General features: G+C 60.6%; 14 protein-coding genes. 10 read left to right on the top strand and 4 right to left on the bottom strand.

Features of this window, described 5'->3' with window-relative positions; translation table 11 throughout:
• Positions 1-24: 24 nt before the first annotated feature.
• The 3 genes from B5527_RS02790 (at position 25) to B5527_RS02780 (ending at position 1,695) form a co-directional block, all read left to right on the top strand.
• Complete coding sequence (locus B5527_RS02790) at positions 25-777, top strand: GntR family transcriptional regulator (RefSeq protein ID WP_172842461.1); 753 nt, start codon at positions 25-27, stop codon at positions 775-777.
• Between the two features lie 318 nt (positions 778-1,095).
• Entirely contained in the window at positions 1,096-1,275 is a 180-nt protein-coding gene (locus B5527_RS02785) for a hypothetical protein (protein WP_154071970.1), read from the top strand.
• 222 nt (positions 1,276-1,497) lie between these two features.
• Positions 1,498-1,695: a hypothetical protein gene (locus B5527_RS02780; RefSeq protein ID WP_172842460.1), complete on the top strand. Its 198-nt coding sequence runs from the start codon at positions 1,498-1,500 to the stop codon at positions 1,693-1,695.
• A 235-nt stretch (positions 1,696-1,930) separates the two neighbouring features.
• On the opposite strand, the gene B5527_RS46035 is transcribed toward B5527_RS02780, so the two are convergent.
• Positions 1,931-2,590, bottom strand: coding sequence for a GMC family oxidoreductase N-terminal domain-containing protein (locus B5527_RS46035; RefSeq protein WP_079599929.1), 660 nt, complete (start codon positions 2,588-2,590; stop codon positions 1,931-1,933).
• Between the two features lie 268 nt (positions 2,591-2,858).
• Positions 2,859-3,083, bottom strand: coding sequence for a hypothetical protein (locus B5527_RS47315; RefSeq protein ID WP_338065146.1), 225 nt, complete (start codon positions 3,081-3,083; stop codon positions 2,859-2,861).
• Here B5527_RS47315 and B5527_RS47310 point away from each other — a divergent pair.
• Genes B5527_RS47310 through B5527_RS02765 form a run of 3 tightly spaced genes read left to right on the top strand, consistent with a single transcriptional unit; the run spans position 2,982 to position 3,992 of the window.
• Positions 2,982-3,191: a winged helix-turn-helix transcriptional regulator gene (locus B5527_RS47310; protein WP_338065121.1), complete on the top strand. Its 210-nt coding sequence runs from the start codon at positions 2,982-2,984 to the stop codon at positions 3,189-3,191. The genes B5527_RS47315 and B5527_RS47310 overlap by 102 nt on opposite strands.
• Positions 3,130-3,282, top strand: a complete 153-nt coding sequence (locus B5527_RS47305; protein ID WP_338065145.1) for a hypothetical protein — start codon at positions 3,130-3,132, stop codon at positions 3,280-3,282. Before B5527_RS47310 ends, B5527_RS47305 begins: the two co-directional genes overlap by 62 nt.
• Positions 3,283-3,341: 59 nt before the next feature.
• Entirely contained in the window at positions 3,342-3,992 is a 651-nt protein-coding gene (locus B5527_RS02765) for an NADPH-dependent FMN reductase (protein WP_245332478.1), read from the top strand.
• A gap of 592 nt (positions 3,993-4,584) precedes the next feature.
• On the opposite strand, the gene B5527_RS02760 is transcribed toward B5527_RS02765, so the two are convergent.
• Positions 4,585-5,445 (bottom strand): LysR substrate-binding domain-containing protein, encoded by an 861-nt coding sequence (locus B5527_RS02760; protein ID WP_079599928.1) that lies wholly within the window; start codon positions 5,443-5,445, stop codon positions 4,585-4,587.
• 157 nt (positions 5,446-5,602) lie between these two features.
• Between B5527_RS02760 and B5527_RS02755 the strand changes: the two genes are divergently transcribed.
• Positions 5,603-5,986: a malonate decarboxylase subunit alpha gene (locus B5527_RS02755; RefSeq protein ID WP_245332477.1), complete on the top strand. Its 384-nt coding sequence runs from the start codon at positions 5,603-5,605 to the stop codon at positions 5,984-5,986.
• Positions 5,877-6,284 carry a BA14K family protein gene (locus tag B5527_RS47300; RefSeq protein ID WP_172842459.1) on the top strand — a complete coding sequence of 136 codons (408 nt, stop codon included), beginning with the start codon at positions 5,877-5,879 and terminating at the stop codon, positions 6,282-6,284. Before B5527_RS02755 ends, B5527_RS47300 begins: the two co-directional genes overlap by 110 nt.
• Before the next feature lie 51 nt (positions 6,285-6,335).
• On the opposite strand, the gene B5527_RS43340 is transcribed toward B5527_RS47300, so the two are convergent.
• Positions 6,336-6,818 carry a hypothetical protein gene (locus B5527_RS43340; RefSeq protein WP_154071968.1) on the bottom strand — a complete coding sequence of 161 codons (483 nt, stop codon included), beginning with the start codon at positions 6,816-6,818 and terminating at the stop codon, positions 6,336-6,338.
• A gap of 413 nt (positions 6,819-7,231) precedes the next feature.
• On the opposite strand from B5527_RS43340, the gene B5527_RS02740 reads away from it, so the two are divergent.
• On the top strand, positions 7,232-8,401 hold the full coding sequence (locus tag B5527_RS02740; RefSeq protein WP_079599924.1) for an efflux RND transporter periplasmic adaptor subunit: 1,170 nt from the start codon (positions 7,232-7,234) through the stop codon (positions 8,399-8,401).
• The gene (locus tag B5527_RS02735) at positions 8,398-11,514 is read left to right on the top strand and encodes a multidrug efflux RND transporter permease subunit (RefSeq protein WP_079599923.1); all 3,117 of its coding nucleotides are present in this window, start codon (positions 8,398-8,400) and stop codon (positions 11,512-11,514) included. Before B5527_RS02740 ends, B5527_RS02735 begins: the two co-directional genes overlap by 4 nt.
• Positions 11,515-11,619 lie beyond the last annotated feature (105 nt).

Genomic DNA, 11,619 nt, shown 5'->3' with positions numbered 1-11,619 from the left:
ACTCACTCAGAGGCAACACCTACAATGGCAGACCAAGCCCTTCTCGAGCCAACCGGCGGATCGCGCGCTGGCAATCGAGCCCTCTCGGTTATGGACCAGATCCGGGAATCCGTCCTGAACGGCTCGGTCGCTGCCGGCGAGCGGCTCAACGAAGTCAGGCTCAGCCGGACGCTGGCGGTTTCGCGCACGCCGGTGCGCGCCGCATTGCAAGCGCTCGCGGGCGAGGGATTACTGGATTACGCGCCCAATCGCGGCTTCACCGTGCGCGAATTTCCGCTCGATGCTATTGTCGATGCCTATGAGATCCGCGCCTCGCTCGAAGGAGTTGCGGCGCGGTTTGCCGCGGAACGCGGCCTCAGTCCGGACGAAAAAGCGACGATCGAGCGCAGCCTTCGCGACGGAGACAGATTGCTGGAGCGCGGCTCGTTCGAAACCGGCGATCTTACGATCTATCGCGACATCAATGGTGACTTCCACGACACTCTGCTCGCCGCCGCGCGCAACCGGATGCTGGCCGAGATGATCCGGATCTGCCATCACGTGCCGGTGTCGTCGAGCCGCAACATCGTTGCCTTCGAGCATCGCGACGTTCGCCGCCGGCACGACGATCATCACCGGATCTATGAGGCAATCATTGCCCGCGAGCCGTGGCGGGCGGAGATGTTGATGCGCGAGCACGTCGCGAGCGTGAAAGCATCGCTGGTCAAATCTTTGACCGAGGGCAGCAGGGACAATGACGCCGACCCTACATCTGCCGGCCAACTCCCGGTCAAATAGGCAGCAGACAGGCCAAAGGTCGAAAATGGCACTTCATTTGCGTGAAAATTTAAATCGATCAGGGTCCGCCGATCGGCGAGCCAAGTTGTTGATCTGCCTAGCGGTGAAGGGGTCACTCTTGGACGCTTACGCGAATTCATTCTTCTACCCAGGAAAAGGTGAACGACGAGCGCAAGAACTGGCGGAAAAGGAAGCCGAGTATCAAAAGAACCGACCGGTGACGATCGACTAGAATATGCCGCGGCTTTCATTGACGAGACCTCGGCTTATTTGAAACCATCAAGACCGCCGCCAAGGTGGCGCGGAATGGAGTATTCGGTGACAGGCCGCCTGCCCGTCGTGATGATCGATCGACCCAGCCCGTTCGACACCCTGGGGACCTGGCAATCGTTTCGGGCCGAATTGGAAGCGATGGAAGATTTCCAGAACAAGGACATCGAAATCCGGACCGCCAAAAGGTGGATCGCCCGCCTGAAGAAGTCCTCGACGCAGGAGTAGGCGGCAATCAGCCGCGCCTACGAAATAAAACGTGCGCCACGCTTCATACAGCCGCACATTCCCCTTTCGTGAACCTGAACCGCGGTTGCTGGCTCGAGCCGCGCGTGACGGAGAGGCTCAACAATTCGGAAACCATTCGACATCTCGAGGGAGGGCCCGCTAACGAATTAGAAAATCGCCACCCGCCACAATCGGCTCCGGGACCAGACTGGGAGAATGATCATGAGCGGCAAAGCGGTGCTCGAAAACGTGCGCAGATTTCGCGCGATAGCCTCGCTGTATCGGCAAACAGCGGCGTTCCGGCCACCGCAGCGTTTCTCCTTGCTCGAGCAGGCCAAGGAATGGGAGCGGCTCGCGTTGGCGGAACTCGAATCTTACTTTTCGACGCCTCGCGGGTCAAAATACCTTTGCGAGCAATAGGAGGGATGGCTGCGGCGCGAGTGCAACTAGGCACACCGTCGGAGAGGTTTTCGATTGCCCTCAGGAGTAGATCGGCCTCCCCCGTCTCCGATCTGATCGGACGTGATGCGCTGATGAATGGCCATTTTGCGCCAGGACCGGCCATTTCGCCAAGCGGATGTTTGGAACATTCCCTGTGGTTGACCGACAAGGTCTTTACTATTTGCGGATAGCGAACTGACTCCATTTTGCGAATTTACTCATCAGTAGTTGATCGATTCCATTTGAATGGGTGCCTGTCAGCCGCAAACCCGTTTGGGATTTCGTCGAGCCCGCTCGCATTGGCGAGGCCGTTAGGATGCTTGTCGGTCGCGGAGTTGAGCAGGAGCCGTGGGCTCTGCGCCGCCCATGAGGCGCACACGACAACGCTCGCCGGCTGGATATGCTTTTCGCCATCTCGGTCGAAATATTCGACTCCGGTCGCCTTCTTGCCGGACGCATCGGTGAGGACGCGCGTCACCGTGCTCCACGCCCGTACCTCGGCACCCGCCGCCCGCGCTTCGCCGAGATAGGTCACCAGCGGATTCGCGAGAGCACCGATCGGACAGCCGACATGGCACCAGCCGTCATAGATGCAGGCAGGCCGACCCTTGAAGTCGACCGAGTTCATGGCAACCGCCGCCGGTACCATACGGATGTTGTTGGCGGCGAAACCCTTGAGCCAGACCTCGCCATTCTTGAAGGTCTTCATCGGCGGCATCGGGTAGTCGCGGCCGGCCGGTCGCCACAACCCCTCCGCCTTGGCGTCACCCGAAATGCCTATGTCGTACGCGACCTTGTCGTACCACGGCGCCACGTCCTCATAGGCGATCGGCCAGTCGTGCGCGGGGCTCGCCACGGTCAATCCGATCTTCACCTGGGTACGCCTCGCCCGCGCGTGCCGGTGCGCATTCGCGTCGATCAGGTGCCGGACGGCGTGCGCCTGGTGGCGGGCATGACGGCCACTGTGCGGATTGATCTCAGACCCGCGCCCCCTCGTCCATGGCTGGCAAATCAGGCGCGCTGTCGCACCACGATCGCGGAAATTCCAGCTCGGGAGAATCAATACCTGTCAAATAAGCCCATCCTTTCCCCGCGGCCAGATGAAAGTCCATTACGAAGATCGATGCGCCTGCGGTCTTTATTCATGGCGTAATCGACCTTATGTTTGCTGCATGAGCTCTGAACCACAACAACTTCCCGCTGATTGCCGCCGGGCCGGAGACATCCTGGCGCGGCTCGGTGACAAATGGACAATCCTTCTTCTGATGGTGCTCGGCGACCGGCGGATGCGCTTCACGGAATTGCACCGGACGATCCATGGCATCTCCCAGCGCATGTTGACCGTTACGCTGCGAAATCTCGAGCATGACAGGATTTTGATCCGAACGGTTTACCCCACGATTCCGCCGCGGGTTGAATACGAGCTCTCCCGACCGCGGGCGCTCGCTCAAGGTTGCGCTGGCCCCGATCGGTAACTGGGTGATGGAGAACCAGAACGACATCGAAGAGGCGCGCGAGCGATTCCGGGAGCAATCCCCCGACGATAGCGCCGTCGTCGACGATTAGCGCGACCTCACTTACTGGCGGGTAAGTCACTGCGGAAAAAGTGCGATCTTCCGCCCACCGTGGTTACCGCTACATGGTGGCTTACCAATCGTAAGTGTCTAGGAAAGCGACTATGCAAAAGCGACCCAAAATCGGAATCATCATCAGCACGACCCGTCCCGGGCGGTTCGCCGATCCCGACGAACTGGCTGTTCAATATCGCCAAGGAGCGCAATGACGCCGATTTCGAGATTGTCGATCTGCGCGATTATCCCATGCCGTTCTTCCAGGAAAAGGTGCCACTGCACGTTGCGCCGCCGCAGAACGAAGTCGCACTGCGCTGGGGCGAGAAAGTCGCCAGCCTCGACGGCTACATCTTCGTCACGGCGGAATACAATCACAGCATCCCGGCCGTGCTGAAGAATGCCCTCGACTATCTCACCTCCCAGATCAATCGCAAGCCGGCGACGTTCCTCGGCTATGGCGGCGGCGGCGCGGCCCGCGCCGTCGACCATTTGCGGAATATCCTCGCCACGGCGCAAGTGGCCTCGCTCCCGCGCACCATTCATATCTGTATGATCGAGATGATGGGCATGATGCGCGAGGGCAAGTCCATGGCGGACTATCCCTACCTCGACGACTACGCCAAGCCGATGCTGGACGAGCTCGTCTGGTGGGCCAACACGCTCAAGGAAGGCCGCTCCGGCGACAGTGTCGCCGAGGCAGCCTGAGTTCTGGTGTACCGCGGGACGGCAAAAGTGGGCTACTACTGTGCCGATCCCGGTATATGGCTCCACAGTCGTCGCCGTTCTCGGCGGCTATCTGTCTTTCAGTGTCTGAGCTTTGCTATGCTACGGGGACACGCAACACCCGACTCTTGCGGTTGCTCGAACAGGCGATTCCCCTGCTCGCCGCATAGCAATGTTTACTATGGTTCGAATCCCTCCACGTCCTACATCTCCTCGAATCTGCAACATAGCGCGATATCCTGCGACGCAGCCGGCGACGGGTTCGGATTGACGTCACATTGGTTACCGACGCTACGACGGCGTTCGTCTCGGAGGGGATGAAAGCTGCCGCGACGAACGCCCCGGATGTTCGCACACGCCACCGAAGCACTGATGTCGCGGCCTCCCACTATGAACCGTTAAGCGCCCCCTCCCCGAGCCTGATTCCAAACTGAGAGACTCTCTACTTATTCCTTATCCGTCACGGGATGCTGTTTGCGTACGAACGGCCGCATTGCGCCAGAAGCGGACCTTCCTCAAATGCAGCTTTTGACAACCCACAGCCGGCTCTCGACGATTGAAGTGCCGGTTCATCTCAGATCGCCGGGCGAGATGGTCCCTGTGCAAGCGTCAGCAGAACCGCAGCCAGTGCCGCGGCGGCCTTGTCGGGCCGTGCCTTCTCGTAGATCGCGAACTCAAGGTCAGGAAGAGGCGGCAGCCCCTCTTCCGCACCGAGAACGCGCAAGCCCGCGATCAGCGCGCTGGCAGGAAGCGGGGTGATGGCGAGGCCCGCGAGCGCCGCCGCGCGCACGCCTGTCAAACTGGGGCTGGTATAGATGATCTCCCAGGTCAGTTCGTTGTCGTTGAGCGCGGCGAGTGCAGCCTCGCGGGAAACCGATCGCTCGCGATACAGGGCCAGCGGCAGCGCCGCGCCTGGAACAAGATCGAACGTGTCGGCCGCGGCCCAGACCAGCGGCTCACGCCACACCAGACGCCCTTTCGAGGTTCCGAGCGGGCGCTTTGCGAACACGACGTCAAGCCGCCCCGCATTAAGTTGCTCGATCAATTCCGCGCTGACGCCGATCTGCACCTCGAGCTTCACGCCCGGATGGAGCTTGGCGAAGCGGCCGAGCGCCGAAGGCAGTGAGCCGCCGGCGACCTCCTCGACCACGCCGAGACGCGCCGTGCCAGACAGCCGCGGCGCCGCCAGGCGATGACGGGCCGCTTCCTCAAATTGCAACAGGCGACGCGCGTCGCCGAGCAGCATCTCGCCATCGTCGGTCAGTGCGACGCTGCGCGTTGTCCGCCGGAACAAGGGCCGTTTGGTCTCGAGCTCAAGCCGCTTGATCTGCTGGCTTACCGTCGACTGCGTCAGGTTGAGCCGCTCCGCGGCGTGGTGGAAACCGCCGCAGTCGGCTACGGCAACAAAGGAACGCAGCAACTCGAATTCCAGCATGCGATTGATCCTCTTTTTCGATCAATCATATTATAAAATATCATTTCTATAATCAATGATGACCTCCCACCTGTCGCTTCAAGGACAGCGAAAGAGGTTCATTATGTCAGACACGTCACGACGTGGAGCAGATCGCGCCTCCCGCCAGCCAGATGGGATGCCGAGCTTCGTGGAGCGGCTCGACGCGATCGATCTCGCAACAGCAGCAGGATTCGAATTGCCGCCGGTGATGATCTACGGCGACGACGTCACCCACGTCATCACCGAACAGGGTGTCGCAAATCTCCTGCTGTGCCGGTCTCCCAAGGAACGTGAAGGCACGGTGCGCGCCATCGCCGGAGACACGGACTTTGGACGCGCTCAAGCTCGAGACATGAGCGATAATCTGCGCGAACGCCGGATCGTGATGCGGCCATCCGACCTTAGGATCGATGCAAAGGATGCGACGCGCGATCTGCTCTCCGCGCGGACAATTGACGATCTCGTTGTCTGGTCCGGCGGCCTGTATGCGCCGCCACTCAAATTCCGCACGTGCCGGTAGCGGCCTCGACCACTTAAGCAACAAGGAGGATGAGATGACATCGAACCGCAAGTTAATTGGAATAGGGGCGACGGCCCTGTCATTGGCGTTAGCAGTTGCAACCCCGGCCTTCGCCGTGGGGCTCCGCGGTGGCGTTGCGATGCACGTCGGCAGCGGCGGGTTCCGCGGTATTCAAGCAAGCGTTGGCTCCGTGGTATCGAGCACTGATGCTTCCTATTGCGCCCAGCGTTGGGCGTACTACGACCCGGCGTCCGGGAAGTATATGGGCGACGATGGTGAGTGGCATCCTTGCCCATAAAAGTTAGTGAAGTTGGGATCGACCCCAAGGTCACGGCGCTGGTCCGAATGGTCATCGATCCCCGCATTCCAGGGTGCTCATGCGATCTGCCCATACTCGAATGCGATCCGAAGCAATGTCGATGTGGCGATCTCCGTCTCGGTCCGGTGAGCCCGACCAATCGATTTCATGCCAGTTCCTCGGAAGAAAGCCACGAGAATAGGAGAGATCAGGAATGAAGAACTGTAACACACAAAAGACTGCAAAAGGGATTTTGGCCGCCGCGACCGTCTGGTCATTGTGTAACGTTGGCGCCGCATTCGCACAGGTCGGCATGGGCGCCGTCACCCCGCCGCTAGGTATGACTTCGCCGCTCGGAATCGGTGCGGCGGCGCCGGTCGGCGGGACCGGCCTTCCACTCGGGGCCATCGAGCTTGCGACGCCGGGCGTTAGTCCGATGACGTCAGGTTCCTCCGCCTCAAGCGCGATGACAATGACGACGCCCTCGGCGTGTTCCAGCACCATGGGGGCGATGCAGACAGCAGCCTCCGGCATGGGAAATCCGACGAACGGAACCGCCGGTTCGCTCCCGGGAGAATCTTCGGCGACGGGGGCCATATCCGGGACCTCGGCGCCGACCCCGCTGTTCGACGGCGCTGGGATCGCCGGAACCGCGTCGGGTACGTGCGGGACCGCCACGACCGCATCGTCCAGTCCAACCGCATCGGCTTCGTCTCCAGCCATCGGCTCGCGTACCACCGTCGGGCGCGTCGGAATTCCGGTGGGATCCACCGAGCTCGGAACGGGCGGCCTCAGTCCATTGCCGGATACTACGCTGCAGAGCCAGTCGACCGTCGTGCCGACCGGGACGAACACGGTGCCATGTCCGACTACGGGAATGTCGACGATGGCAGGATCATCGATGTCTTCCGGCGGCTGCTGACACCACGTTCATAGGAGCCACATCCATGCGTTTGAGAACCGCAGTTGTTGCCATCATTGTCGTTTTGATCGCGGGTGGCGGCGCATTTGCCGTCACGCACAAAACATCACCGCGACCGCAGCAAGCGCGGGCGCCTTCGATACCGGTCGTCGCCGGAACCGTCAGCACCCAGGACGTGCCGATCTACCTGCGCGGTATCGGCACCGTCATCGCCTACAACACCGATATCGTGCGCAGCCAGATTCAGGGACAGCTGACGCAGATCGCTTTCGCCGAAGGCCACGCGGTTCACGCGGGCGATCTGCTGGCCCAGATCGATCCGCGTCCCTTCCAGTCGCAGCTGGACCAAGTGACCGCCACACGCGATCGCGATCAGGCACAGCTGACAAACGCGCTCGCCAACCTCGGTCGCTACATGCAACTGGCGAGCAAAGGAGATGCGACGCCGCAGCTCGTCGACACCCAGAAGGCACAGGTGGCGCAGCTGCAAAACGCCGTCAAATCCGATCAGGCGCTGATCGCGCAGGCGCAAGTCCAGCTTGAATATACCCGATTGACGTCGCCAATCTCGGGCATCACGGGCGTGCGGCAGGTCGATGTGGGCAACATCATCCACCCGACCGACCCCAATGGTCTAGTTGTCGTGACCCAGATCGAGCCAATCTCGCTGATCTTCACGCTTCCCGAAACTGATCTGCCGCAAATCCAGCAACATATGGCCAACAAGACTCCGCTGAAGGTTCTTGCCTACAGCCAGGACGACAAGGTCCAGCTTGATGTCGGCAAGGTCGATCTCATCAATAACGAGATTCTGCAGACAACCGGCGCGGTCCAGCTCAAGGCCGAATTTCCAAATACCGCGCATCGGCTGTGGCCGGGGGAACTGGTCAATGCGCGGCTGCTGTTGGATGCGCGGCAGAATGGATTGACGGTTCCGGCCGGAGCCGTTCAGCAGGGCCAACAGGGCTTCTATGCCTACGTGATCAAGCCCGACGGCACCGTCGAATCGCGAACGATTACGGTTGCGCAAACCAGCAACGGTCAGGCGTTGATCGATAGCGGACTTGCCGCGAACGAACAGGTTGTCGTCGACGGGCAATACAAGCTGCAACCCGGCAGCCATGTCACCATCTTGCGCGGAAAGGCGGCAGCCGAGGCCGCGGCACAAAGTGCCCAGCAGATTGCCATCCCATGAACATTTCCGCACCATTCATCGCGCGGCCGATCGCGACCTCAATGCTGATGGTCGGCTTGTTGCTGCTCGGCCTTGCAGCCTACCCGCTGCTGCCGGTCGCGGCGCTGCCGAACGTGAATTATCCGACCCTTTCGGTAACAGCCCAGCTGCCGGGCGCCGATCCCCAGACCATTGCCTCGTCGGTCGCAACGCCGCTCGAGGAGCAGTTCGGCCAAATTCCTGGCCTCATCCAGATGACCTCCTCGAGCGCGCTTGGGACCACTGCGATCACGCTGCAGTTCGACCTCAACCGCGACATCGAGGGAGCTGCGACGGATACGTTGGCCGCGATCAACGCCGCCAGCGGGCAGCTGCCGCCCGCCATGATCTTTCCGCCAACCATCCGCAAGGTCAATCCGGCAGACGCACCAGTCCTTCTGCTCGCCCTGACGTCCGATACGCTGCCGATGACCACCGTGGATGCCTATGCCGAGAACATCCTGCTGCAGAAAATCTCCCAGATTTCCGGGGTGGGTCTCGTCGGCATCGGCGGCCAGCAAAAGCCGGCGATACGGATACAGGTCAATCCGCAGGCGCTCGCGGCGCGCGGGATCGGCCTTGAAGACGTGCGCAACGTGGTTAGCCAGGCCAACGTCGATATGCCGAAGGGCACCCTCAACAGCCCGCGCAAGACCTACACGCTTAACACCAACGATCAGCTGCCAACTCCGGATGCCTATAACTCCCTAATCATCGCCTATCGCAATGGCTCGGCGGTGCGGGTGAGCGACATCGGCAAGGCAATCAACGCGCCCGAAAACGATCTGCTCGCCGGGTGGTCCAACCGCCAACGAGCCGTCATTCTCGCCATCCAGCGTCAGCCAGGCGCCAATGTCATCGCGACCGTCGATCGCGTCAAGGCGATGCTGCCTCAACTGCAGGCATCGATTCCCTCCGACATCAAGGTTTCGATCCTGTCGGATCGTACCCAGACCATCCGCGCTTCGGTCAGCGACGTGCAATTCACGCTGGTGTTGACGGTCGCACTAGTGGTCATGGTGATCTTTGTTTTCCTGCGCAATTTCTGGGCGACGATCATTCCAGCCGTGACCGTGCCCCTCTCGCTGATCGGCACATTCGCTGTGCTCTACGAACTCGGCTATAGCCTCGACAATTTGTCGCTGATGGCGTTGACGATCGCTGTCGGTTTCGTGGTGGACGACGCGGTCGTGGTCATCGAGAATATCGTCCGCCATCTCGAGGACGGCCTCTCGCCGATGCAGGCGGCCCTCACCGGCGCAGCCGAGATCGGCTTCACCATTGTTTCGATCACGCTTTCATTGATCGCCGTGTTCATCCCGCTGTTCCTGATGGGCGGTTACGTCGGACTGCTGTTCCGGGAATTCGCGATCACCGTCAGCGTATCGCTGGTGCTGTCGCTCGTGATTTCACTGACGCTCACGCCGATGATGTGCTCGCGTCTGCTCAAACCCGAGAGCCGTGAGCACGGCCTCCTCGATCGGATACTCGAACACGGATTCGACGGACTGCTCTCGCTTTACGAGCGCGGATTAAAGATCGTGATGCGTCACCAATTCATCACGCTGATGACCCTGCTGGCCACGATTGCCCTGACGGGATACCTTTACGTCATCATTCCGAAGGGATTCTTCCCGCAACAAGACACCGGATTCATCTTCGGCATTACCGAGGCCTCCCAGGATATTTCCTTCCCAGCGATGTCCGAGCGCCAGCAGGCGGTGGTCGATACGGTGCTGCAGGATCCTGCGATCGCCTCGGTCGGCTCGTTTATCGGGCCTAGCGGCTCGACGCCTACGCTGAACAACGGCCGAATATTCATCTCGCTGAAGCCGAAAGGCGAGCGTACCGCCAGTGCCGACGACGTCATCAATCGGCTGCGGTCAAAGCTCGCCAAGATTCAGGGGATTGCACTTTATATGCAGGCGGCCCAGGACATCACCATTGGAGCGCGCCTTTCGAGAACGCAGTATCAATATACGCTTGTCGACGCAGACCCCGGCGAACTCAATTACTGGTCGTCGATCTTCCTCGACAAGCTGAAGAGCATTCCCGGCATTGCCGACGTCGCCAGCGACCAGCAGAACGCGGGCCCTCTGCTCGATATCACGATCAACCGCGACGTTGCTTCGAGCCACGGAATCCTGCCCGCGACAATCGACAATACGCTCTCCGACGCGTTCGGTCAGCGCATCGTCTCGACCATACTGACACAGCAGAATCAATATCACGTGGTGCTTGAAGTCTCCCCGGAGTTCCAGTTCGGGCCTGGCGCCTTAAGCGACATCTACGTTACGTCGTCGAGCGGGCAGCAGGTGTCCCTGAACGCCCTGGTCACAGCCGTCGAGAAAGTCGCGCCGATCGTGGTCAACCACCAGGGCCAATTCCCGTCGACCACAATTTCTTTCAATCTGCTGCCCGGAGCGTCGATCGGCAATGCGGTGGCTGCCATCCAGCAGGCAGAACGGCAACTGGGCAAGCCTCTCTCCCTGACCACCAGCTTTCAGGGCAATGCCCAGGCGTTCCAGTCATCGCTGTCGAGTACGCCGATGCTGATCGCCGCGGCGCTCGTCGTCATCTACATCATCCTGAGCGTGCTGTACGAGAGCATCGTTCACCCCATCACGATCCTTTCGACGCTGCCGTCCGCTGGCATTGGTGCGCTACTGATCCTGATGGCATTTCGCTTCGATCTGAGCGTGATCGCTTTGATCGGAATCATCCTGCTCATCGGCATCGTCAAGAAAAACGCGATCATGCTGATCGATTTCGCACTCGAGGCCGAACGCCATCAGCACCTGTCGCCGGAAGACGCCATCTACAAGGCCTGCGTGCTGCGCTTCCGCCCGATCCTCATGACCACGATGGCAGCACTGCTGGGCGCGGTGCCCCTGATGATCGGAACCGGCGTCGGCGCGGAACTTCGTCAGCCGCTCGGATACACCATCGTGGGCGGCCTGCTCGTGTCGCAGCTGCTGACCCTGTACACGACGCCGGTGGTCTATCTCTACCTCGATCGTCTTCGAAACTGGGTTTCCACGCTCAGGACACGGCGGGTCGCTCAAGGCGATCCCACCGCGCTTCCCGCTGAGTAAAGGGCCCGCCGCGGATAGCCCTCGCGCCGCGATTCGATTCGAAGTGAACTTTCTAAACCGCAATTTAATTGGAATTCCTCGGTGCTACCTTAGATTATAATCGCA

This window comes from Bradyrhizobium erythrophlei (genome assembly GCF_900129425.1).
GTDB classification, from domain to species: domain Bacteria; phylum Pseudomonadota; class Alphaproteobacteria; order Rhizobiales; family Xanthobacteraceae; genus Bradyrhizobium; species Bradyrhizobium erythrophlei_C.
The sequence above is the reverse complement of the archived record's forward strand: the minus strand, read 5'-3'. Positions and strand labels throughout refer to the sequence as shown.

Excerpts from the sequence above, each read along its gene's own strand:
- B5527_RS02790 (WP_172842461.1), top strand. The coding sequence starts at position 25 with ATGGCAGACCAAGCCCTTCTCGAGCCAACCGGCGGATCGCGCGCTGGC.
- B5527_RS02780 (WP_172842460.1), top strand. The coding sequence starts at position 1,498 with ATGAGCGGCAAAGCGGTGCTCGAAAACGTGCGCAGATTTCGCGCGATA.
- B5527_RS47310 (WP_338065121.1), top strand. The coding sequence starts at position 2,982 with ATGGTGCTCGGCGACCGGCGGATGCGCTTCACGGAATTGCACCGGACG.
- B5527_RS47315 (WP_338065146.1), bottom strand. The coding sequence starts at position 3,083 with ATGCTCGAGATTTCGCAGCGTAACGGTCAACATGCGCTGGGAGATGCC.
- B5527_RS02760 (WP_079599928.1), bottom strand. The coding sequence starts at position 5,445 with ATGCTGGAATTCGAGTTGCTGCGTTCCTTTGTTGCCGTAGCCGACTGC.
- B5527_RS02755 (WP_245332477.1), top strand. The coding sequence starts at position 5,603 with ATGCCGAGCTTCGTGGAGCGGCTCGACGCGATCGATCTCGCAACAGCA.
- B5527_RS47300 (WP_172842459.1), top strand. The coding sequence starts at position 5,877 with ATGCAAAGGATGCGACGCGCGATCTGCTCTCCGCGCGGACAATTGACG.
- B5527_RS43340 (WP_154071968.1), bottom strand. The coding sequence starts at position 6,818 with ATGCCGGAGGCTGCTGTCTGCATCGCCCCCATGGTGCTGGAACACGCC.
- B5527_RS02740 (WP_079599924.1), top strand. The coding sequence starts at position 7,232 with ATGCGTTTGAGAACCGCAGTTGTTGCCATCATTGTCGTTTTGATCGCG.
- B5527_RS02735 (WP_079599923.1), top strand. The coding sequence starts at position 8,398 with ATGAACATTTCCGCACCATTCATCGCGCGGCCGATCGCGACCTCAATG.